The organism is Crocosphaera watsonii WH 8501, assembly GCF_000167195.1.
GTDB lineage: Bacteria > Cyanobacteriota > Cyanobacteriia > Cyanobacteriales > Microcystaceae > Crocosphaera > Crocosphaera watsonii.
This window is the reverse complement of record NZ_AADV02000001.1, coordinates 332,199-353,823: the sequence shown is the minus strand read 5'-3', so window position 1 is coordinate 353,823 and position 21,625 is coordinate 332,199. Positions and strand designations below refer to the sequence as shown.

The following is a 21,625-nucleotide window of genomic DNA, read 5'->3' as shown; positions in this document are numbered from 1 at the left end:
AGTATCAAAATAATTGGGAATTTCTGCTAGTGCAGCTTAGCAAAAATAATCCACCAGTCACTTATGATCTTTAAAGCCCTTAAATTTCCAAACGAACGGCTTAGCAAAATATTGATTAAAGTAATCAATAAAATTGAGAATTTTTTGGGATAGTTCTTCAGTTGAACGGACAGTAATTCTTTTGAGTAAACGCCGGACTAAGATCGAAAACCAACACTCAATTTGATTAAGCCACGATGTATGTTTGGGAATATAAACAAAGCGAATTCGATGAGATTCATCTGATAAAAAATCTGCTCTGCTGTCCATAGATTGCAAAATCCCCTCCTTTCCTTTTCTCCCCAAATCAATAGTAATTCCACAGCTTTCTGCTACTAATTTGACTAAGCTTTCCGATTTATGAGTGTTGAGTTGATCTACAATAAAAATCCATTCTGCTTTTTCATCAATCTTAATCGTTCTCTGGATATGTTCAGAAAAATCTTGTTCTGTTCTTGTCGGTCCAATAGAGGGACTAACAACTTTTCCTCTTGCCACATCCCAGTTCGCAATCAAGCTTAAAGTTCCGTGTCTTTCATATTCAAATTCGATTTTTTCTACTTGTTTAGGCTTGATTCTTTTGTTCGGAAATAATCTCTCAAGAGCTTGAATCCCTGTCATTTCATCTGTACTAATTAAATGAATTCCTTGTTCTAACAAAGTTTTAGCTTCTTGATGAAGTTCACAGATATATTTGACTTGCTTTTTAAATTTTAAGGGATCATCAATTTTGGCATTTAACCAGTAACGAACGAGATGTGGTTGTAATGTCGCTTCTTTTTAAAAAACGCCCCACACTACGGGGGGAAATCTTTTCGACAATTCCTCTTTTTATGGCTTCATCCGCCAACTCTGAAGGTGTCCAATGGCTCACTGGTCTGTCTGATTTTTCACATTCTTCACAAGAGATCGCTACAATCTGGACTACTTGTTCGACCGTAAAGGATTTTGTTGTTCCAGGTCTTGGGCGATCGCTTAAAATTCCTTTGATCAAGACCATTAATGCTTTCTCCGTTACCTGTTGTTCTTCGGCGGCACTCAGTTTTTCTCTCTCCTCAAACCATCGCGATCGCCACTGACGCACTTGTACTCGGTCTAATTCTAATCTTCGACTAATCGAACTATTGCTCTCTCCTGATGCTGCGGCTAAGATTAGCTTGGCTCGTCTAACAAGGCGATAGGGGTTTGTTGTCCCTCTCACTATTTGTTGGAGTACTGTTTTCTGTAGGTTGGAGAGGTTAATTGGCAATGCTTTTATCATGGACATCAACTTCGAGATTCTTCCGTTAGTTTCATTGAAACACATTGTCGTGGCTAGTCACGAAAGTTTCTGTAAAAATCTGGTGGATTACTTTCGCCAAGCTGCACTAGGAGACAAGGCAAAAGTCCAGAGAAGAATGAAACTATTAAATACATTTCTCCACCAAAGCAAGTCTTGTTTTCCGTCTATTTTGATCACACTTTAACTCCAGATAAAAAGCCATTTCGACAATTTTATCAAGGATTGACGTTTCTAATAGCCGGTAGTGAGCATTTGTTCTATTGCGCAACAGTAAATTTTAGCTGTGAAAGCAAAAAGCAACTTTAACAACAAAAATGTTTCTAAATTATTGTAAGATAGTTATAGATTTAGAGTACCTGACTCCATTGGTCGATGTTGAATACAGAGACAACCCGTATCAACAGAGACTATAACCGCCGATTATAGCCCTTAACTGCATGAACACCCCAACTGTCCAGACAAATAGACTAGAAAACTACTTAAATCATCTCTTAGAGCAGTGTCAAGCCAATTCTCCCCTCATTGACGCTGACTATCTTCATACCCTACGGAAAAATGCTGTTTCTCAGGTTCAAGAATTAACCCTTCCCAAAAAAAAGGATGAAGAGTGGCGGTTTACTGATCTCTCCAAACTGTATGAGTTAGACTTGACCATAGGGAAAACTGAGGCAGTTAGTAAGAATATTATTGATCAATTTATCTTACCCGAAGCCAAACAAAGTTACCTTGTTTTTGTTAATGGGGAATACGCTTCTGAGTTGTCCAATGTTTCTGCATTATCTGAAGGCGTTTCTGTAGGCAACCTAAGTCATTTATCTGATGCACAAACAGAAAAAATTGTCAACTATTTAGGCAAGTCAGAAGGAGAAAAAGACACATTTTCGGCTTTAAATACAGCAGGTTTAAGCGATGCTGCTGTAATTTGGATCAACAAAAATGTTGTTCTTGAAACCCCTATAATGGTACTATTTCTTGCGGTTAGCAGTGAGACAGCAAGTTTGATCCAACCTCGTACATTAGTTATAGCAGAAACAGGTTCTAGTGCTACACTGGTTGAGTATTATGGCACGATAACAGAACAGTCTTTATATGTGAAACAAAATGAGCCTTATTTCACAAATTCTGTCACAGAAATTTGCCTAGATGGTAATGCTCACATCAATCATAATCGTATTCAAAGAGAATTAGGAAATAGCTTTCATATTGGCAGAAGTATCATTACCCAAAATCAAGATAGTCACTATACTTGTAACGAGATAAATTTAGGGGCAAAAGTATCTCGTCATACTCTACAAATTATACAAAATGGCACTCAAACAGAAAGTAATCTCAACGGTTTAACTATGATTGGTAACGAGCAGGTTGCTGATACCCACACCGCCGTTTGTCTAAGTCATCCTCATGGAGTTACCCACCAATTACATAAGTGTATTATGGATGGTAATTCCCGTGGAGTATTTAATGGTAAAATATTCGTCCCCAAACCAGCACAGTTAACCAGTGCAACCCAGTTAAATCGTAACTTATTACTCTCAACCAAGGCCAGAATAAATACAAAACCAGAACTACAAATTACAGCAGATAATGTCAAATGTTCCCACGGGGCAACTATTAGTCAATTAGAAGCTGATGAACTCTTTTATTTACAAAGTCGAGGCTTAAACGAAAGCGATGCCCGTCATCTTTTAATCGATGCTTTTGCTGCTGAAATTTTAGAAAGGATTCCCCTAGACTCTCTGCAACAAAGCTTAACCAAGTGTGTGGTTGCTCAAACCACCGAAGTATAAACTTAACCGCAAAATATAACAAACCTTTTGACTCCAATTATGACTGCTATCCAAGAAAAAACCCTAGCCTCAAAAGTCCGTAAGGATTTCCCTATTTTACACCAAGAAATTCACGGCAAACCCTTAGTATATTTAGACAACGCGGCTACCTCTCAAAAACCGGTAACTGTACTCGATGCCCTGCAAAATTATTATGGAAAAGATAACGCTAATGTTCATCGTGGGGCCCACAGTTTAAGTATTAGGGCAACAGAAGCTTATGAAGGATCAAGAGATAAGATAGCACAGTTTATTAATGCGGCTTCTCGCCAAGAAGTTATCTTCACCAGAAACGCCACCGAAGCGATCAATGTAGTGGCTTATAGTTGGGGATTACATCATCTGCAACCAGGGGATGAAATTATTACTTCAGTAATGGAACATCATAGTAATTTTGTTCCTTGGCAAATGATTGCTAAACAAACAGGGGCAGTGATTAAATATGTACCTTTAACTGATAATGAAGACTTCGATCTAGAAGAGTTTAAATCCTTGTTATCGGAGAAAACAAAGTTAGTTACCATTGTTCATGTTTCTAATACATTGGGCTGCATTAATCCCGTTGAAGAAGTAATTAAATTAGCCCATGAGAAGGGAGTGAAAGTATTAATTGATGCTTGCCAAAGTGTCCCCCATATGGCCATAGATGTACAGGCAATGGACTGCGACTGGTTAGTGGCTAGTGGTCATAAAATGTGTGGTCCATCTGGGGTAGGTTTTTTGTACGGAAAGCAAGAAATACTAGAAGAAATGCCTCCCTTTTTAGGAGGTGGAGAAATGATCAATGAGGTGTTTTTTGATAGCTTTACCTGTGGAGAATTACCCCATAAATTTGAAGCCGGAACCCCTGCTATTGGAGAGGCGATCGCCTTAGGGGCAGCGGTTGATTATTTAACTGATATTGGTATGGATAAAATTCATGCTTGTGAAGAGGAATTAACCGCTTATTTATTTAGGAAACTGGCAGATATTCCTAACCTGAAAATTTACGGACCTTTACCCACCCCAGAAGGAAAAGGAAGGGCAGCTTTAGCCGCATTTAACATCGAAGGTATCCACGGTAGTGACTTATCAACCCTTTTAGATCAAGAAGGGGTTGCCATCCGTTCTGGACACCATTGCACTCAACCTTTACACCGTTTATTTGATGCTTCTGGAAGTGCCAGAGTTAGTTTATATTTTTATAACACTTACGACGAGATTGATCAATTTGTCATGGTTTTAAAAGAAACTATTGATTTCTTTACTAATATCATGGGATAATAGAAATATAGCCTGCGTTTTTGGGGGTGGGATCGTCCCACCTTTTTCAAACTTATAATTTTAGTAAAAAAGGATACAATTTTCTCAAAAGACGTTAATAAATTTCCGTAAATTTACTGTTGATAATAATTCTCATCTCTTCTTCAGCAAAATTTAATATTTAGTGCTTAGAATAGAAATAGGACACTTACTTATTTTTATCCACTCATGTTCAAAACTTTTAGTCATGACCGAGATAAGACAACTTGGAAAAAATCGGTTAGACAAATCTTTTTTGGTGGTCTATTTACAAAGTATATAGCGGGTATATTATTAGTAATACTAGGGTTTTTAATAGCTACTTTTTCATTAGAGTGGTTAGAGCAGTTGGGTATGGGATTGGATAGGATTTATTTATATTTACCTGCCATTGTGTCGGTCTGTCTTACACAAATTATTATCAGAATATCCCCTAGTCCTAGATTTTGGTCACGGGGATTAATTGTTACTATTTTAATTGGGTTAACTCTACGTTATTTATTCTGGCGATCGCTGTCAAGTTTAAATTTATCTAACCCCATAGACGGAATTTTTAGTATCAGCTTATTTGTGCTGGAGTTGCTAGTCATATTTAGTAGTGTGTTGCAATTATATTTAATGTATCATCTTAAAGATCGCAGACGAGAAGCAGATTATTATAGTCAACAGGTTATCAATAAACCTCTTGCAAAAATATTTTATGCTATGATTAAAGGCTATTTTTTTGCCAATTTAACTTGCTCAGATGTACAAAATATCTGATAATTTTTGAATAATTGAGATAAGAGCGATCGCTTCTACACAAAATCATTAAAAATAGGCTGCTTAAAACAGTTAAGCTAATGATAAAAAGCTCAACCCACTAGAGATTAAATAGATTTTTTTTACAAATTAATTAGCCAAATCGTAGTTATGAAGTCCAGCTATTAAGTTGGCTCTTAATCCGAATCTCTTACCACGATTTCGATAAGGATAAGAAAGGATTTTAAAGATTTTTAAGCGACGATTTATATGTTCGACTGTGATTCTTAATCGATTTAGTTGCCGATTATATTTTTTCTCCTCTTGGCTTAACTTCTTCCCTTTCTTTTTCTTGATGGGGGTTTCACTTAATTGATGAATTTTTCCTATTCCTTGATAGCCTTTATCAGCAAGAACTTTTATTGATGTCCCAAATTTGACCCCACTGTTTTTAAATAGTTTAAAATCATGAGTTTTTCTTTTTCCGTTCACTAGGCATACAATTTGACCAGTTTTCTGTTGAATGACTATTTGTCTTTTTAAAGTATGTTCTCTTTGTTTTCCACTATAAAACTGTTTTTGTCGTTTTTTCGGCCTTTCAATTTGACTTTCCATGACATCCATTACTACCATTTCCTCTTGATAATTCGTTTTCCATAATTCTTTCTTTCCAGGTAGTCGAAATTGACGAGATTTTATTAATATATTTTCGATTTTATGGACAATGCGACAAACGTTAGATTCGGACATTTTCCACGTTAGACTAATATGGTAATAAGTCCTATATTCTCTTAAATACTCAAGCATTATGAGAATGTGGTCTTCAACTATTAATTTTGGTTTACGTCCGGGTTTCTTTTTTCTTTTTAGATAAGCTTTGACAGTGCGAACCATCACTCTGAAAGTTTTTTTTTACTCCTGTCAAACGCTTGAATTCGGTCTCTTTTAACTTTTTAACTTGCCAATATTTCATTATCAAATCAATTTTATTAGCTGAATAGTTATCTTTAATAATTATACAACGATTCTTGTTTTAAAACTTAATTGATTTTTGGGGTTCAGGCGATCGCCACTATGAGAGTGCGATCGCTTTACCAATGGTGGCTATGCAAAAAATGAATAATTTTTTATTATACCACGAAAAACTTTTGCAAGAGGTCTAATGAGGAATATTGCCCTTATGTTGACATTTTCATTCCTACTTATAATGAACCTATTTTCACTTTAAAAAGAACTATTATTGGCTGTAAATTATTAAACTATAAACATAAAGAAATTTATGTGCTAGATGATACTGGGCGAGCAGAAGTTAAACAATTAGCAGAAGAGTTAGGATGTTATTATATTAGTCGTTCCCATAATACTCATGCCAAAGCAGGAAATTTGAATAATGCTTTACAGCAAACTAATGGAGAATTAGTTGTTGTTTTTGATGCTGATTTTGTTCCAACTACGAACTTTTTAGAACGAACAATAGGCTTTTTTCAAAATAATAAAATTGCCTTATTACAAACGCCTCAGAACTTTTATAATGCTGATCCTATCTCCAGAAATTTAGGATTAGAACATATTTTAAACCCAGAAGAAGAAGTATTTTATCGTCAACTTCAACCCATGAAAGATGGGGTAGAAAGTGTTATTTGTGCAGGTACTTCTTTTGTGGTTAGGCGTAGTTATTTAGAGGAAGTCGGAGGGTTTGTTACAGAATCAATCAGTGAAGATTACTTCACAGGAATTCGTTTATCATCTCAAGGTTATGAAGTCATTTATTTGTCTGAAAAGCTGAGTGCTGGTTTAGCAGCAGAGAGTATTTCAGAACACATTGCACAAAGATTAAGATGGGGTAGAGGAACATTACAAGCTTTTTTTATTAAAGAGAACCCTCTGACTATTCCTAATTTAACATTCAAACAAAGATTAGCTCATTTAGAAGGAATATTACACTGGTTTAACGGTATTCCTCGTTGTTTATTTTTGATGCTTCCTTTTCTATATTCTATATTCAATATTGTTTTCATTCAGATCACCTCTGACGAGTTTATTTATATCTTTTTACCCTGCTATATTACCCATCTTTCTGTATTCCGTTGGTTAAGTTTTAAAACAAGGTCAGTTATTTTTTCGGATATTTATAGTCTGATAAGTTGTTTTCCTACCTCTTATAATAGCTTGAAAGTCATATTTAATCCTTTCAACACAACATTTAGAGTTACTATCAAAGGAATATCTCGCAATTATTACGTTTACAATTTTAAGTTAGCATTGCCTTTGATAATATGTTTAATAATTAATTTAATCAGCTTGGTGGTGAGTTTATTTAGTGATCCAACCACTGTTATAGATTTCAATATTGGTACTTATTGGAGTTTATATAATGCTTTAATTATTTGTGTTGCTTTATTAGCATTTCTAGATAAACCGAAACCAAGTATATATGATAGTTTTCCCCTGAGAAAAAAGATTAAAATTCTTGCATCTAATCAAGTAATTTATGGTAAAACTCTAGAGATATCCGAAGAAGGAGCAACTATTTTAGTTAATTCTCATAACGATATACCTGCGGAATTTATTTTACAATTAGGGAGACTAAAAATTGATATTTATCTAATGGAAAAAAGCAACAATAATCATCAAGATAAAAAGAAATTAAGAATTAAATTTAATCAATTAACATTACAACAACATCAAGAAATAATTTATCTTTTATATAGTCATCCTCAACGCTGGACAAGTAAAGAACTAAAATTAAGTCCTGGGGAATTAGTATCTTTGAGATTAGCTGTAACTGTACTGTTTAACTTTTTAGCAATTTTACTAATTCCTAAACGAAGAAAACAGGCAAAAATCATGAGTAATTAGAACTGTTTTGCATATTCAAAAATTTAGTTAATTCCGGTTGAAATATTAGTTTAACGGTTCCTGTTGGTCCATTACGATGCTTGGTTAAAATAATTTCAGCAACCCCTCTATCTACCGTATCCGGGTTATAATATTCATCCCGATATAACATCATAATTAAATCAGCATCTTGTTCAATAGCACCACTTTCTCGTAAATCTGACATCATTGGGCGTTTATTATTTCTCGATTCAACGGCACGACTTAACTGAGATAAGGCTATAACTGGTGCTTTTATTTCACGGGCTAAACCCTTTAAAGAACGGGTTATTTTTGATAATTCTTGTACTCTATTTTCGCTAGCTGCACCCTCCATCAATTGTAGGTAATCGATTAAAACTAAACCAAACTCTCCTTTTTTTTCTGCCAACAAACGACGAACCTGGGATCTAATTTGGGTAACAGTAATATTAGCAGCATCATCGATATAAATAGGTAAACTAGATAAAGTACCGATAGCAATACTAATTTTGTCATAATCATTTTGTACAAATCTTCCTGATCTTAAACGGTTACTCTCGATCCCTGCTTCTGCTGCCAATAAACGCATAGAAAGCTGTTCTTTTGACATTTCCAAACTAAACATTGCCACAGGTAAATTCTCCTTTTTAGCAATATTTGCAGCCACTCCTAACCCAAAAGCTGTATTATGAACACAGATATCATTAGCAACGAAATTATGAGTTTTCGGAATTGTTAAATCATATACTTGTTGTTCACCCATATATTCAATAGAAATAATTTCATCCCAATAAATATCACTTGTCGCTAGTTGCTGTAATGATAAATCATATAAAGCTAAAGCTAACTTAAAGAGTCGATTACGGGATAATGCTCGTTGACCAACATGAAGATTACTATAGCTTTTAATTCCTGCTCTTTTCCCTAAACTTGACCAACTTTCATCACCTTTAGCTAAAGCTATTTGTTTCCAAATTTCTATAGGTATAAGATCACAGTTAGTTTGATATCGTTTATTATTTAAACTTTCTTTAGCTAAATCTATGGCTTTTTCTTTTCCAAATATTCCTATTTCTTCGATAAAACTTTTAATTGATTGAGAGTCGCTAATATCAAGTTGCCAAATTTGTCTAGGATTATTCTTATATTTTACTGAGCGTTTTTTCAACTTAGCAATTACGGAAAATCTTAGTAAGAGATGTTGAATTTGACGAGCTAATTTTTCACTAACTGTAGCATAACCTAATTTAACTTGACTACTCTTAAGGACTGAAATCCAACCATCTGTAGCAAATAATCGATTAAGAAATAACGCTAATAGGGAACGCTTTAGTGTGAAAACAATTGATGGAATGGTTTTATGACGAGAAGTTTGGCCCCATATTCCTAATTCTTCTAACCAAATTGTCAAAGAATTTTTCCCATTATTTCTAATACTAGATATTCCATAAGGATCAAGTTCATGAGAATCAACTTTTAGAATTTCACAGAGGTTATAAAAAGTAGTTTCATTAGGAACACAAATTCCTTTTTGCCAATTATATATTGAAGAAACACTAACCTTTAGAATATCAGCTAATTTCTGATTAGATAAATTTTGACTTTTGATTATTTTTTTGAGAGAATCTGCAAATTTTTGTCGATTATTTCTGATCAAATCCAAATCCCCACTTATATAAAAACTTGATGTTCTTCTTTCTCGAGAATCATCTTTTATTATTTTGATTCCTTTAAAATTCTCAACATATTTTATAAAGTCTTTTTGTAATAAGGGGTTTTTGTTAGTGAATAGTGGAGATTTTTTTGTTAAACAACCAGCCCCTATTAAATAAGCTAATACTTTAACTTTGTAGTCAGGAATTTTTTGAGTTCCGAAAATATTAATTTTACGGGGAATTGCAATTTTATTTCCTGGTTTTAGTTGTGACAGTTTCTGCCATCCCTCAATAGTTAAATAGGGATGTGTTAAAGTAGTTTCAATATAACGTCCTAGTTTAGTTGTGACTCTGAATACTGGTTTTATTCCATCATCGATGAAATGAGAAGGTTCGGTTAAGGAAAATTTAAAGTTATTTTTTAAAGTCAATAATTTAGCCTGACGATTATGATAAATATCTGAAATAGTTGCTAAACTTCCATCGGCTAAAATAATTTCTGAATTAGTAGCTAAACATTTTCCCATAGATGGACGACCAGCTATAATAATTAAATCGGAACGTTGTAGTCCTCCCGTTATAGCATCTAAGTCATAAAAACCGCTTTCGATACCAGGTAGTGTGGTTTGTTCATGGAGTTTTTCTAACTCATTAAATGTTTTAATAATAGTATCAGAAAGAGGAATTAATCCCTCTTGAGGACGTTTTTGAGTTAAAGCAAAAATCTTCTTTTCAGATTCATCTAAAACAATTTCTAATTGTTGACTTGTTTCAAAACCTAAATCAACGATCTCATGTCCCGCAGAGATCAATTGACGACGTAAATATTTATCCATTACTAAGGCTGCATAGCGGTCAATATTTACAGCAGAAACTGTTCGATCCAACAACTGGGTTAACTTATTTAATCCCCCAACCTGTTCCAATAAATTATAATCTTCCAAGGTACTTTTAACCGTTAAAAAATCCGTCGGTTCTCCTTGTCCATATAACCTTAAAGCTGCTTGATAAATCTCTTTGTGAGACTGGACATAAAACGCTTCTGGAGAGATGAGATCCACCACCCGTCCCATAGCTTCGGGATCGAGTAATATTCCACCTAAAATGGATTCTTCAGCTTCAATATTTTGGGGAGGAAGGGCTTGACTAATAACCATAAGCAGCTTAAAAAGACAACATCTCAATTTTACTGCAATTCTGGTTTTTTAGGTAACTGTGTACTAAATTGAATTGCCACTACCTGATCAGTTATGCTAAGAAATATAACAATAATTATTTAAACGATGAAAATCGCAATTACTGGCGCAACTGGATTTGTAGGAACTAGATTAGTCAATAGTTTAAGAGATGAAGATCATCAATTCATAATCTTCACCAGAAATATTAATCGCGCCCAAACAATTTTTCCTGCTTCTACTTTTCCCAATCTAGAGATTGTCCCTTATATTGCCACAGAGTCAGGGGAGTGGCAAGAAAAAATTTCAGGGTGTGATGCTGTGGTTAATTTAGCCGGGGAACCCATCGCCGAAAGATGGAGTCCTGAACATAAAAAAGCGATCCTAGAAAGTCGTCAGTTAGGAACAAGAAAAATTATAGAAGCGATTAGTAAAGCAAAAGATAAACCATCTGTCCTAATAAACCCTTCTGCCATTGGTTATTATGGTACTAGCGAAACCAAAACCTTTGATGAAAATAGCCCCCCCGGTGATGATTTTCTAGCAGAAGTTTGTCAAGCTTGGGAAAGCGAAGCACAAGAAGTTAGAAAAGCAAATGTTCGTTTAGTTATTCTGCGAGTCGGTATTGTTTTGGGGAAAGGTGGGGCTTTAGCTAAGATGATTCCTCCCTTTAAATTATTTGCTGGGGGACCTATTGGCAGTGGTCGTCAGTGGTTTTCTTGGATTCATATCGATGATTTAGTAGAGTTAATTAAAGAGTCTTTAAAACGGTCAGGTATCGTGGGAACTTTTAACGCAACAGCACCCAATCCTGTGCGGATGAAAGAGTTATGTGAAGCCCTGGGAGAAACTATGAATAGACCTTCCTGGTTGCCAGTCCCAGATTTTGCCTTAGAAGTGCTTTTAGGAGAGGGCTCAAAAGTTGTTTTAGAAGGTCAACAAGTTCTACCTAAAGAAACACTAGAATTAGGCTTTCAATACCAATATTCTACCATTAAATCTGCTTTAACAAATATTGTTCCTAATGTTTAGATAATTAAAGGGCTAAAACCCTATTGAATTCGTTGCCATTTAGGTCAAAATAGGGTTTTCAACGTCAGGTGCAAGATGTGAGTAGAGAGAAATCAGTGCCCAATCACAATTCCTTCTAAGTTCATGAAATAAGAAATATAGCCTTCTGTGTGCTTTTCTAGAATGATCTTGATATGCTGTATTTACGATCATATTGATAATTTATGGCTAAAGACTTATTTCACCAAACAGTTAAACAAGCATTAATCAAAGAAGGATGGACAATTACCCAAGATCCCTTAACCATTCGTATTGATCGTGTTAGGCTAGAGATTGATTTAGGATCTGAAAAAGTGTTTGCTGCTGAGAAAGACGGACAAAAAATAGCAGTCGAAATCAAAAGTTTTATTAATCCTTCTAATGTCAACGATTTTCACAATGCTTTAGGTCAATTTCTTAGTTATCGTCTCGCCTTACAAATGACTGAACCTCAAAGGGTCCTTTATTTAGCTGTACCTATTGACATTTTTAATACCTTTTTTCAAGAACGTTTTACTAAAGCTGCTATCCGATAATATGCCCTTAATATCATTGCTTATAATCCTAATCAGGAGGAAATTGTTCAATGGAAAAACTAAAAAAATATCGCCAAATTATCCAAGGTTTATTAACATCCCACGCAACCAACAATGATCCTAATATCGAATGTCAACTTCTCTTTGATAAGGAACAGGATCATTATCAACTTCTTGATCTAGGATGGCAAGGATTAACCCGTGTTTATGCGGTTTATATTCATATTGATATCAAAGGCGAAAAAATCTGGATTCAACATAATATGACTGAATATGATATCGGTAAAGAGTTAGTGGAAAAAGGTGTTCCTGAGGATGATATTATCTTAGGGTTACATCCTCCTTATAAACGTCCTTATACCAATTATGGTGTGGCTTAATCAGTGATCATTTATCTTTAGCTAGTAGAGAATTAATGCAATTAAGCCCCTACTAACTAAAGACTAATTTTGAGGATTTCTGGCTTTTTTAACCATACTAATTAGGGTATGGTGGGCATCTTCTGAGTCTTTTAAAACGTGATCAAATTTGACACGAATGGGTCTATTTTCTCCCTTAACCTTTACGGATAAATTCATTCCTTCGGGGTCAATAGATTCCATGATGGCTGTTTCTGTTTCAGGAACATTTCCGAATACTTGAGCATATAAAACAATGGCATTACTATGATCGTCATTCATGTGTTTACAAATGCGATCGCTAACGTCGGGAGTAATAGTATCAGACATAATTTACTATTTAAAACATTGATAACAAAATTCAATGATATCAGATAATTGCTCTGTTTGTTGTGGATAGTTTAGTAAAGGCCGCTTAATTATGATTAAAGGGATGCCTAATGCTTGAGCAACTTGTACTTTAATATTTTCACCTCCTTGTTTTCCAGATGCTTTAGTGACTACTAAATTAATCCCCCATTGTTGCCATAGTGTCCTTTCTAACTGTAAACTAATGGGAGGGCGTAAAGCAATGATTTGACTGGCTGGGAATCCTGCTTTTAAAGCCATCTCTAAAGAGTCTAACTTAGGAAGAATACGAGTATATAAAGTTGCTTGTTGATGCCATAGTTGGAAGCGACATAAATTTTGGCATCCTATAGTTAATAAAACTCGTTTATTTTGTAAATAATTGCCTGTTATTAAATCCTCAAAACTATCTAGATATATAGGATAGGAATTATTAGTTAATAATGGTCTTTCATAACGTAGATAAGGAATCCCTTCCTGTCTAGCAACCTGCATCGCTTGTCGAGAAATATTGACCGCAAAAGGGTGAGACGCATCAATAATTCCTTTAACGGTTTCTCGATTGCATAACTTTTGGATTCCTGCTGTATCTAATTTATCTGTTTGAATACTACTTAGTAAGTTAGTTGGATAAAGATTAGTTGCAGTGGAGGTGGTTACAGTGATCAGACAAGGAAAAGAATGATCCCGAATAGTTTGCACGATAGTAACACTGTCTCCTGTTCCACCTATTAACCAAAGTTTGCCAACTTTTTTCATGGGATGGTTATTCTCTTCTTCCTTTTAAAGCTTTGGTAAAGTTTTGGCGATAAGCACCATTAACAATTAGCAAAACCGGCCAAAGTAAGGATAGCATTAATTTCGTCGGCAACTGACGGTTAAAATTTGTGCAATTGTACCCTGAAATAAATTTTTAGATCCCTACTAGATAAATTCCCAAGACAAGGACAGCAATAATGTTACTCATGTTAACCTTTTTGATCTTTGTTCTTATGGTTCTTATTCAATTCTAACTCATTCTAACTTATAATCTGTGACTTGAGGACTTTCTTAAGGTAACCATTGAGGTTTAAAGCCAAAAATTAGTTCTCGTGGTTGAATTTTTAAGGATTTATTTTCTTCTTTTAAGTCAGGTAATGGTAGTAACCAAACCTGTCCATCGGCGATCGCTTGTTTTTCAGTTGTTAGTAAGTCTGTAGAAGACTGGGGAGAAGTGGTCACAACTTGATCAAATAACAAAGCAACCCCATCAGGGGACATACTTAACATAACATTTTCGGAGTTGGGTAAGGCTAACAAAGGGAAATCTGTTCCTTCCTTAAGATTGATGACAGATAAAAAAGGTTCTGGCCGATATTGTCCATTTTCCCCTTGAATCACATCGGTTTTTAAACAGTAAATAACTTGCTCATCCCTCGGTTCAAATTCACACCCAAGAATAGGATAGGGACTACGAAATACTTCTTTATTTTCCCCATTTTTATCAACAACAACTAAAGAACGAGTGTAGTCAACATTATCTTTAACTAGCAAAAGTTTTTCTGAAAATGGAGAAAAACTAAGGGGTTTTTCATAATTGGCAAAAATACGAGAGTTATTCCCATCACCTCCCAGAGAAATCATCCTTATTCCTCCTTGTTGGCTAACAGCTAAGCTTTTTCCATCGGGAGCAATCACAAATTCAGAACCAGGAATACCCAAAGATATGATTTTATTATTATCTTTAATTAACCATAAACTCTCATCATTTTTATTTCTGTGGTTAACTCTTTGGACAACAATAACTTCCCCATTTTGTGAGAGAGCAAAATTTATATTTTGATACTCTTGAGCATCGAGAATACTTTTCAGTTTTCCTGCTCGCTGAGATGGTGTTTTCGAGGGATCAACATTAAATCCGGTGGTTACTGTATAAAGTTCTTGTGTCGCTAACTCATTGCTACGAAGATTGGGTTCAAAAGCACTAAAAATAATCTTTTCACTATTAGGATAAATCTTGAAGTTAGTAACAATTAAATCTGGGGGCGTGAGAATAGTTTTTTGGGGTTGACTAAGATTAGTAATATTGTATAGGATTAAACGACCTTTTTCTTCTCCTTCGATACCAATATAGGCTAAAACTCGGTCACGGGTACTAAATAAACTAACAAAAGATTTAATTTCTTCATCCTGATAGCTTAGTTGAACATTTTCTAACTTTATTTGATAATTGGTTCCATAAATAGGAGGATCATCCAACGTATAAATTAAAGTCCTTCCTTGCCACGAAATTCTACCAGGAAGAGGGGGTTCAATAATTAGATTTTTTTCAACACTATTAGTATTAACAGGGCGATTAAAACTTAGGGTAAATGTTTTATTTTTAACCCCTACTTTTTTGCCTTCCCAACTAAAATATTGGACTTGAAAGGGAACTTGATCCCCCATAGTTAATAGGGTTAATATGGGTAACATCAGAAATAGAATGCAACCTATAACTATCCAGTCAAATTGTCGGTAACTTTTTAGCCAATCTTTAAGCTTTAGCGTTTTTTTAAGGATATTAACCATAGTTTTTCCCATTAGTCTTCTAGTAGCTCAATAATGCCTTGTTGTCCATCAATTTTTACCCGTTGGCCTTCTTGAAAGATTTCTGTGGCATGATTGATATTCATAACGGCTGGGATTCCATATTCTCGTGCAATAATTGCCCCGTGAGATAAAGCTCCCCCCACTTCCGCTATGATACCACCTGCATTAGCAATTAAAGGCCCCCAACCTGAGTCAGTATAAGGAATAACTAAAATGGTATTGTTGTTAATCTCGGCTATTTGTTGAAGGTTATGGCAAATTTTGATATATCCCTCTACCTCTCCACAACTTGCTCCAATTCCTTGTATTTTTCCAGATTGTTTGGCTAATGATTTCCTACTATTTTCTGGTATTTTGGTAATATTTCCATAAAGAACATAAGGAATATTTTTTAGACTCTTATTGATAGTAAATTCTTCTTTTCTTTCCTTGACTTTTTGCTGTATTTGTGATAAGTTTTGTTGATATTTTCCTTGCACTATTGCGTCGATTTCAGAGTATGTTAGCTGGAATATATCTTGAGGTTGATCAAGTATTTTTTTGTTAACCAACTCTTCAGCTATTGCTAGGAAGTTCCAGCGTAACATAGCTAATAACTGAGAGTAAACCTCTGTTACTTTTCCTTTCAGATTTAGTCTTTTTTGAACCTGTTTTACTTGCCAGGTTTTCTTATTTTTTGTGACTTTATGCTTACTATTATTACTATTAATAATTAACTGAGTAAATAAGTTTTTGACCATGGTAGTATCATCTTGCCAGCAAGGGACAGAAATATCAGTTGCCACATCGCTTAAATAACCATATTTTTCGATAATTAGGTTAAACTTTTGAATTATTTCTTTCCCTTCATTACTACTCCTTAGTAGGGAGAATAAATCATCAATATTATCTGCTTTAATAAACAAAGTCGTTTCATCTGCTAACTTTTCTAATGCTCGTAAAGCAGCAATTTCGGGAGTTACACTATTATCCAGTTGTTCGGGGGACACCTTGAGTAAAGCTTGTCTTATGGCTAAACTCAAAGGGGCTAAAATACTATAGTAAGTTGCGGACTTCAATGAGGATAAAATAGCTGATATATTATCCAGTAATTCTTGGGCAGAAAGTTCCTGTATTTGTTGATCGGCTAACTTTTTTAAGAGAGGTTGGAAAGACTTTTGATAATCTTTAGAAAAGTCATCCTCTAAAGTCCATTCTCTTTTCACTAAGCGCAACAAACCAGGTATATTACTGATGGTGGAAACCAGAGAAGGTTTAGTCATTTTACTTCCTCTAGTTAGAAATTCTAAACTTTCTGGAGGAAGTCCCATCCGTTGGAAAATCTGACCCAATAATGTTGCATTAAAATAAGCTTGTTGGAAGTGTAGTCTAGCAGTTTCATCGAAGTTTAAATCTTTGGCTTTATCTTTTAAAACGAGGGAAAAAATATCACCCCACACACCACAAGTTAAGGGTTTATTGATAGACCAAGTTAAGGGAGATATCACCCCAGGAATCACTTCTGCTGCGATTTTTCTTGTCCAAATAGGTTGTAAATTGGTAATTGTTCTCGTTTGTAATATCCACAAAGTTTCTCCATCATAACTCCATTCTATATCTTGAGGAATGCCATGATAAATGGTTTCAATATACCTCGCTAATATGGCAACCTTTTCTATGATAAAATCTGGAACATTTCTAGACTCAGTTTGTTCTAGACTACGAATTTTAATAGCATCATTCTCTAAATTTTCATAGACTTCAACCTGATACTGTTCCGGGGTAGTTTTACCCGAAACAATTTGATTAGCGTCCCCTGGCAACGTCTCAATAATAACACAGTTATTCATAGGATTAACGGGATCTCGACTAAAGGCAACCCCTGAGAAAGTCCCTCGAACTTGCTTTTGAATCAATAAAGCAATACCTTGCTCATCTTGTTCTTTATCTTGACGATATTTAACAGCGTGGGGATTATTATAAGCAGCAATACAATCCAGTATAGCTCCTGACAATGCTTGTTGATTGGTAATATTTAAAAGAGTCAAATATTGCCCTGCGGCCGAAGCTGTTTCTGTATCTTCTCCCAAGGCAGAAGAACGAACAACAAAAGGATTTTCTACACTGGGGACTAGATAATCTAAAATAATTTGTGGATCATCTCCTGGTAGTAAAATCCAACCATTGGGAACACCATAACCTAAGCTTCTTAAATAAGCCAAATTAGCTGCTTTATTACCGACTTTATTACTATCTAGCTTATCATTTAAAGATGACAGAGATTTTTCCCCTCGAAAAAATTTAAACATAGTTTTAGAAGAAGATTTAACACCACTTTCTGGTAAAGACAGATCGTCAGGAACTTGCTTAAAGATCCAAGCCATTAACCCTGATAAACTCCAAGCTAAGACCACATAAGTTAGATTGTGGGGATGTCTAACCGTTAAAATAAAAGCTAGTAAAAATAAAGCTAATAAACGCCCTGTTACCCGATCCCGAAAAAGAGTAAAACTACTCAAACTAATAAGTGTAGTTAAGAAAGTTGCCCCCAAATCATGAACCATGATACCCCAAAATAAATTAGTGGTTCCTGCCCCTTTTCCCATCCAATACCTACCGATAATTAAGGCTATTAATGCCATCAGTTCCCACCAAGGTTCAACGGGGAAAAAATAACGGGCTAATAAAACCGCCAAAACACCTTTTCCAGCTTCTGATAAAACAGCTAAGATACCAACAAAAGTACCCCCATGATAAAAAGCTGCTGAAACGGAGACATTGCCAGTTCCCATCTGAGATAGTTTCTGTCCTTTAAAAATATAATTTAACCAATCAATTAAAGGAAGTCCTCCTAGTAACGGACAAAAACAAAAAATAATTAAAGAACCAATAATAGTTGTCATAAGTAAAATAGATCAGGGCAAAAAGCAGATACAGCAATCAGTAATTATTCATGAAACCCTCAAGATACCCCAATACTGACTGGATTTTGCTGGAAAAGTTCATGATATAGGGAGGATGAGAAGTCTGATTGCTATATGTTCAGTTCTTTGATCATAATCATTATTTTCTTAACCTAAAAGCAATTTATCTTATCTTAAGACTCCAGTGGGTTTTGAGGGTTATAAAAAACGAAATTAAGACTCAAAATTACCTTGAGTCCCCCAAGAATTAAGAATTAATAAAATTCTACATTCTTAATTCTTAATTCTTAATTTTAACAAATCGGTCCTAAATACTTGCGTAAATAGGGAGAAAAGACCTCATAAATTAAAGTTAAAGGTTTGCGATCGTGCCAGAATAGGTAATGTCTTCCCCAAAAAGGTCCCTTCTCTTGAAATGCTTGTTCTAATACTGGAGAATGACCATAATATATACCTTGGATGTCACGATATAATTCTGTGTGTAACCGTGATAAACTATCCCAAATGGGCAGAGAACGATTTTGTAGATACTCATCTACATGGTTGGCATCCCACCAAGAAGTAGCATAAGCTAATCTTTGCCCCGATCCTGTCTGTAACCAAACCTGTCTTCTTAAACGGGGTTCCGGTACAATTTCGACTTGGGGTGGGGCCCCGTCGTCTTCGCTACCAATGGGAGACATATCAATGAGATCCACTTCCGTTTTTTCCGTGGTCAACAGTTGTAAATGACGGGTAGGGGAACCATCTCCCAACAGCAACATCTGCCACGCAGGGGATAAGGTATCATGGGGGAGTCCACGCTTCACTACGTCTTGATCTCCTTCCCAAACAATGTCTAAGGCGTGCCACTGATGGGCTAAAGTGCTTTTATGATAAGGTTTCAATTTGGCTGTCAAGGTTCTTAATAAAACTTTACTATTCTTTAATTTTTATGATAGCAAAACCTTCGTCAGTTATCAGTGAACAGTTATTAATGGACAATGGATAATTGTCATTCCCAGAAAACCCTCTAAAAACTGCTATATGCTTGGATTTATCCCTTTAAATAAACCATCAGGGTTTACGTCTCATGATTGTGTTGCCAAGGTTAGACGACTCTTAAACATCAAAAAGGTAGGACACGGAGGAACCCTAGATCCAGCAGCAACAGGGGTTTTACCCATAGCAGTTGGTAAAGCAACTCGTCTCTTACCTTTTTTACCAGAAAATAAGGCTTATCGGGCGACTATTCGCTTCGGGATGCAAACCACAACCGATGATCTCCAAGGAGAGGTTATTCAACGTCAATCTGCCTCTCATTTGACTATAGAAGAGATTAAACCCTTATTCAACGATTTTTTAGGTGAAATTGAGCAAATACCCCCTATATATAGTGCTATTCAAAGAGATGGTAAACGATTGTATGAGTTAGCAAGGAAAGGAGAAATCGTGGATATTCCTGTGAGAAGAGTTAAGGTTGACAAAATAGAAGTTTTAGACTGGTATGTAGAAGAATTTTGTGAATTGGTGGTTAATATTGAATGTGGTCCAGGGACTTATATTCGGGCGATCGCCAGGGATATAGGGGACAAGCTAGGGGTTGGGGGAACCTTAGCAGCATTAACCAGAACTAAAAGTTGTGGCATGATTCTATCAGAAAGCATTAGTTTAGAAGAGTTAGAAAAACAAATTGAAGAAGGAACATTTTCTTTAAATGAACCAGGATTACTTCTAAAACATTTACCCAATATTACTCTTTCTTTAGAAGAAGGTAAACGTTGGGGTCAAGGACAAAAAATAGCAATTTCTTCTATTAATTTTGTTACTGCTGATGACATTATTCAGGTAAATAATGAAGCAGGGGAGTTTTTAGGAATCAGTCAAATTATCTCTAAAGATACTCATCAAATTCTCAAGCCAAAAGTTGTTATTAAATAGAGGTAAGTTCGTAGTAAGTCCTAACAGACGAGAAAGTTAGTTATCATCAAGGCTGAAGCCTTGACTACGAACTACACTTCCCTTTTTTTCCACTTGATTGAGGAACTTTATTTTTAATTATGGGACTGACATCCTATGGAACTCTGTCCTATGATGAAATCAAGTTGGGTTAAATTCTAACTTCTGACTTCTAAATTTGAGGGTGTATTATGTTGAACTTAAACTACGGTAAATCAGGAATAGCTGGTGCGATCGCCTTATTAATGGGAATCACAGCAATATCACCATTTCATAACTTAAAACCAGCAAACGCCCAATTATTACCAAGGCCCTCTCAAAACTATTCTCCTGTCAATACCAGCGTTACTATTCCTGCCGGAACCCGTATCCCTATGGATTTTCAAAACGGCGAAAGAATTTTGGTCAGTCCAGAAGAAACCTTACCTATAACCCTGAGAACCGCAGCAACCATCCGTGATAGTAATCGCAACGTATTAATTCCGGCTGGCAGTGAGGTTAATGGAGAAATTAGACCTGTTCGTGGTGGCTCTCAGTTTATTGCCCGTGAAATTATTATTAATGGTCAACCATATCCTTTTAATGCTACTTCTAGAGTGGTGAGTCGAACCGAAACCATTAGAGAAGGGGCGAGTGTGGGAGAAATTTTAGGGGGTACGGTAGCTGGGGCCGGGGCCGCCGCCATTATTGCAGGGGTTACAGGCGATCGCCGTATTGATGCTTTAGAAGTATTAGCAGGGGCCGCAGTAGGAACCTTAGCTGGATGGGGTTTACCAGAAGCTGGAATTATTGGGGGTGGGGAAGCAACGGTGATTGCTATTGAACCAGCACAAGATTTTGTTCTTACCTTACAGTCTAATTTATCTCTAGCTTCTAACCGCAACTATCAAAATAGTGGCTACCGCTTAGGTTTCTTCTAAAAGTCCATAGCAAAAAATCAGAAAAAGCACCTTATGTGATAACATTTTGTGTTGTCACATAGGGTTTTCCTGTTATGTATGTAATAATTGAGACATAGAAAAA

The 21,625-nt window shown here is 35.5% G+C and carries 17 protein-coding genes and 2 pseudogenes; 9 read left to right on the top strand and 10 right to left on the bottom strand.

The window, feature by feature from the left end:
- Positions 1 to 57: 57 nt before the first annotated feature.
- Together CWATDRAFT_RS01795 and CWATDRAFT_RS01790 are read right to left on the bottom strand one after the other, a co-directional pair.
- A complete protein-coding gene (locus CWATDRAFT_RS01795; RefSeq protein ID WP_007303371.1) occupies positions 58 to 699 on the bottom strand; it encodes a transposase in 642 nt (213 codons plus the stop codon).
- 64 nt (positions 700 to 763) lie between these two features.
- Entirely contained in the window at positions 764 to 1,345 is a 582-nt protein-coding gene (locus tag CWATDRAFT_RS01790) for a helix-turn-helix domain-containing protein (protein ID WP_007303370.1), read from the bottom strand.
- Positions 1,346 to 1,758: 413 nt separating this feature from the next.
- On the opposite strand from CWATDRAFT_RS01790, the gene sufD reads away from it, so the two are divergent.
- The 3 genes from sufD (at position 1,759) to CWATDRAFT_RS01775 (ending at position 5,190) form a co-directional block, all read left to right on the top strand.
- On the top strand, positions 1,759 to 3,108 hold the full coding sequence (gene sufD, locus CWATDRAFT_RS01785; protein WP_007303369.1) for a Fe-S cluster assembly protein SufD: 1,350 nt from the start codon (positions 1,759 to 1,761) through the stop codon (positions 3,106 to 3,108).
- Between the two features lie 39 nt (positions 3,109 to 3,147).
- Positions 3,148 to 4,410, top strand: coding sequence for a SufS family cysteine desulfurase (locus CWATDRAFT_RS01780; protein WP_007303368.1), 1,263 nt, complete (start codon positions 3,148 to 3,150; stop codon positions 4,408 to 4,410).
- 207 nt (positions 4,411 to 4,617) lie between these two features.
- Positions 4,618 to 5,190, top strand: coding sequence for a hypothetical protein (locus tag CWATDRAFT_RS01775; protein WP_007303367.1), 573 nt, complete (start codon positions 4,618 to 4,620; stop codon positions 5,188 to 5,190).
- Positions 5,191 to 5,319: 129 nt separating this feature from the next.
- Here CWATDRAFT_RS01775 and CWATDRAFT_RS01770 read toward each other — a convergent pair.
- A protein-coding gene (locus CWATDRAFT_RS01770; RefSeq protein WP_085961735.1) for an IS5 family transposase occupies positions 5,320 to 6,142 on the bottom strand; the annotation gives its coding sequence in 2 pieces (ribosomal slippage) (positions 5,320 to 6,081 and positions 6,083 to 6,142; 822 coding nt in all).
- Between the two features lie 146 nt (positions 6,143 to 6,288).
- Here CWATDRAFT_RS01770 and CWATDRAFT_RS01765 point away from each other — a divergent pair.
- The gene (locus CWATDRAFT_RS01765) at positions 6,289 to 8,028 is read left to right on the top strand and encodes a glycosyltransferase family 2 protein (RefSeq protein WP_326997397.1); all 1,740 of its coding nucleotides are present in this window, start codon (positions 6,289 to 6,291) and stop codon (positions 8,026 to 8,028) included.
- Here the strand turns inward: CWATDRAFT_RS01765 and dnaB are convergent.
- A complete protein-coding gene (dnaB, locus tag CWATDRAFT_RS01760) occupies positions 8,015 to 10,840 on the bottom strand; it encodes a replicative DNA helicase (RefSeq protein ID WP_007303364.1) in 2,826 nt (941 codons plus the stop codon). The two genes, CWATDRAFT_RS01765 and dnaB, sit on opposite strands and share 14 nt — an antisense overlap.
- Positions 10,841 to 10,966: 126 nt before the next feature.
- Between dnaB and thyD the strand changes: the two genes are divergently transcribed.
- The 3 genes and pseudogenes from thyD to CWATDRAFT_RS01745 all read left to right on the top strand — a co-directional run bounded on the left by thyD (position 10,967) and on the right by CWATDRAFT_RS01745 (position 12,824).
- Complete coding sequence (thyD, locus tag CWATDRAFT_RS01755; RefSeq protein ID WP_007303363.1) at positions 10,967 to 11,890, top strand: thylakoid membrane protein ThyD; 924 nt, start codon at positions 10,967 to 10,969, stop codon at positions 11,888 to 11,890.
- Between the two features lie 203 nt (positions 11,891 to 12,093).
- Positions 12,094 to 12,507 (top strand): annotated as a pseudogene (locus tag CWATDRAFT_RS01750) (element excision factor XisH family protein).
- Positions 12,495 to 12,824, top strand: coding sequence for a XisI protein (locus tag CWATDRAFT_RS01745; protein WP_007303361.1), 330 nt, complete (start codon positions 12,495 to 12,497; stop codon positions 12,822 to 12,824). Before CWATDRAFT_RS01750 ends, CWATDRAFT_RS01745 begins: the two are co-directional and overlap by 13 nt.
- A 63-nt stretch (positions 12,825 to 12,887) precedes the next feature.
- Here the strand turns inward: CWATDRAFT_RS01745 and CWATDRAFT_RS01740 are convergent, their stop codons facing one another.
- The 6 genes and pseudogenes from CWATDRAFT_RS01740 to CWATDRAFT_RS01720 all read right to left on the bottom strand — a co-directional run bounded on the left by CWATDRAFT_RS01740 (position 12,888) and on the right by CWATDRAFT_RS01720 (position 19,563).
- Positions 12,888 to 13,172, bottom strand: a complete 285-nt coding sequence (locus CWATDRAFT_RS01740; protein ID WP_007303360.1) for a DUF2470 domain-containing protein — start codon at positions 13,170 to 13,172, stop codon at positions 12,888 to 12,890.
- Between the two features lie 6 nt (positions 13,173 to 13,178).
- Positions 13,179 to 13,949 (bottom strand): cobalt-precorrin-6A reductase, encoded by a 771-nt coding sequence (locus CWATDRAFT_RS01735; RefSeq protein WP_007303359.1) that lies wholly within the window; start codon positions 13,947 to 13,949, stop codon positions 13,179 to 13,181.
- 7 nt (positions 13,950 to 13,956) lie between these two features.
- Positions 13,957 to 14,157: pseudogene (locus CWATDRAFT_RS41595) on the bottom strand (hypothetical protein).
- Positions 14,158 to 14,240: 83 nt separating this feature from the next.
- Complete coding sequence (locus CWATDRAFT_RS01730) at positions 14,241 to 15,740, bottom strand: Ig-like domain-containing domain (protein ID WP_007303358.1); 1,500 nt, start codon at positions 15,738 to 15,740, stop codon at positions 14,241 to 14,243.
- A gap of 11 nt (positions 15,741 to 15,751) precedes the next feature.
- The gene (locus tag CWATDRAFT_RS01725; RefSeq protein WP_007303357.1) at positions 15,752 to 18,643 is read right to left on the bottom strand and encodes a glycerol-3-phosphate acyltransferase; all 2,892 of its coding nucleotides are present in this window, start codon (positions 18,641 to 18,643) and stop codon (positions 15,752 to 15,754) included.
- A gap of 314 nt (positions 18,644 to 18,957) precedes the next feature.
- On the bottom strand, positions 18,958 to 19,563 hold the full coding sequence (locus CWATDRAFT_RS01720) for a chorismate lyase (protein WP_007303356.1): 606 nt from the start codon (positions 19,561 to 19,563) through the stop codon (positions 18,958 to 18,960).
- A gap of 127 nt (positions 19,564 to 19,690) precedes the next feature.
- On the opposite strand from CWATDRAFT_RS01720, the gene truB reads away from it, so the two are divergent.
- Complete coding sequence (gene truB, locus CWATDRAFT_RS01715) at positions 19,691 to 20,584, top strand: tRNA pseudouridine(55) synthase TruB (RefSeq protein ID WP_007303355.1); 894 nt, start codon at positions 19,691 to 19,693, stop codon at positions 20,582 to 20,584.
- Positions 20,585 to 20,793: 209 nt separating this feature from the next.
- Complete coding sequence (locus CWATDRAFT_RS01710; RefSeq protein WP_007303354.1) at positions 20,794 to 21,522, top strand: hypothetical protein; 729 nt, start codon at positions 20,794 to 20,796, stop codon at positions 21,520 to 21,522.
- Positions 21,523 to 21,625: the final 103 nt, after the last annotated feature.

Excerpts from the sequence above, each read along its gene's own strand:
- CWATDRAFT_RS01725 (WP_007303357.1), bottom strand. The coding sequence starts at position 18,643 with ATGACAACTATTATTGGTTCTTTAATTATTTTTTGTTTTTGTCCGTTA.
- CWATDRAFT_RS01790 (WP_007303370.1), bottom strand. The coding sequence starts at position 1,345 with ATGTGTTTCAATGAAACTAACGGAAGAATCTCGAAGTTGATGTCCATG.
- CWATDRAFT_RS01735 (WP_007303359.1), bottom strand. The coding sequence starts at position 13,949 with ATGAAAAAAGTTGGCAAACTTTGGTTAATAGGTGGAACAGGAGACAGT.
- truB (WP_007303355.1), top strand. The coding sequence starts at position 19,691 with ATGCTTGGATTTATCCCTTTAAATAAACCATCAGGGTTTACGTCTCAT.
- sufD (WP_007303369.1), top strand. The coding sequence starts at position 1,759 with ATGAACACCCCAACTGTCCAGACAAATAGACTAGAAAACTACTTAAAT.
- CWATDRAFT_RS01775 (WP_007303367.1), top strand. The coding sequence starts at position 4,618 with ATGTTCAAAACTTTTAGTCATGACCGAGATAAGACAACTTGGAAAAAA.
- CWATDRAFT_RS01740 (WP_007303360.1), bottom strand. The coding sequence starts at position 13,172 with ATGTCTGATACTATTACTCCCGACGTTAGCGATCGCATTTGTAAACAC.
- CWATDRAFT_RS01780 (WP_007303368.1), top strand. The coding sequence starts at position 3,148 with ATGACTGCTATCCAAGAAAAAACCCTAGCCTCAAAAGTCCGTAAGGAT.
- CWATDRAFT_RS01745 (WP_007303361.1), top strand. The coding sequence starts at position 12,495 with ATGGAAAAACTAAAAAAATATCGCCAAATTATCCAAGGTTTATTAACA.
- CWATDRAFT_RS01710 (WP_007303354.1), top strand. The coding sequence starts at position 20,794 with ATGTTGAACTTAAACTACGGTAAATCAGGAATAGCTGGTGCGATCGCC.
- thyD (WP_007303363.1), top strand. The coding sequence starts at position 10,967 with ATGAAAATCGCAATTACTGGCGCAACTGGATTTGTAGGAACTAGATTA.
- CWATDRAFT_RS01730 (WP_007303358.1), bottom strand. The coding sequence starts at position 15,740 with ATGGTTAATATCCTTAAAAAAACGCTAAAGCTTAAAGATTGGCTAAAA.
- dnaB (WP_007303364.1), bottom strand. The coding sequence starts at position 10,840 with ATGGTTATTAGTCAAGCCCTTCCTCCCCAAAATATTGAAGCTGAAGAA.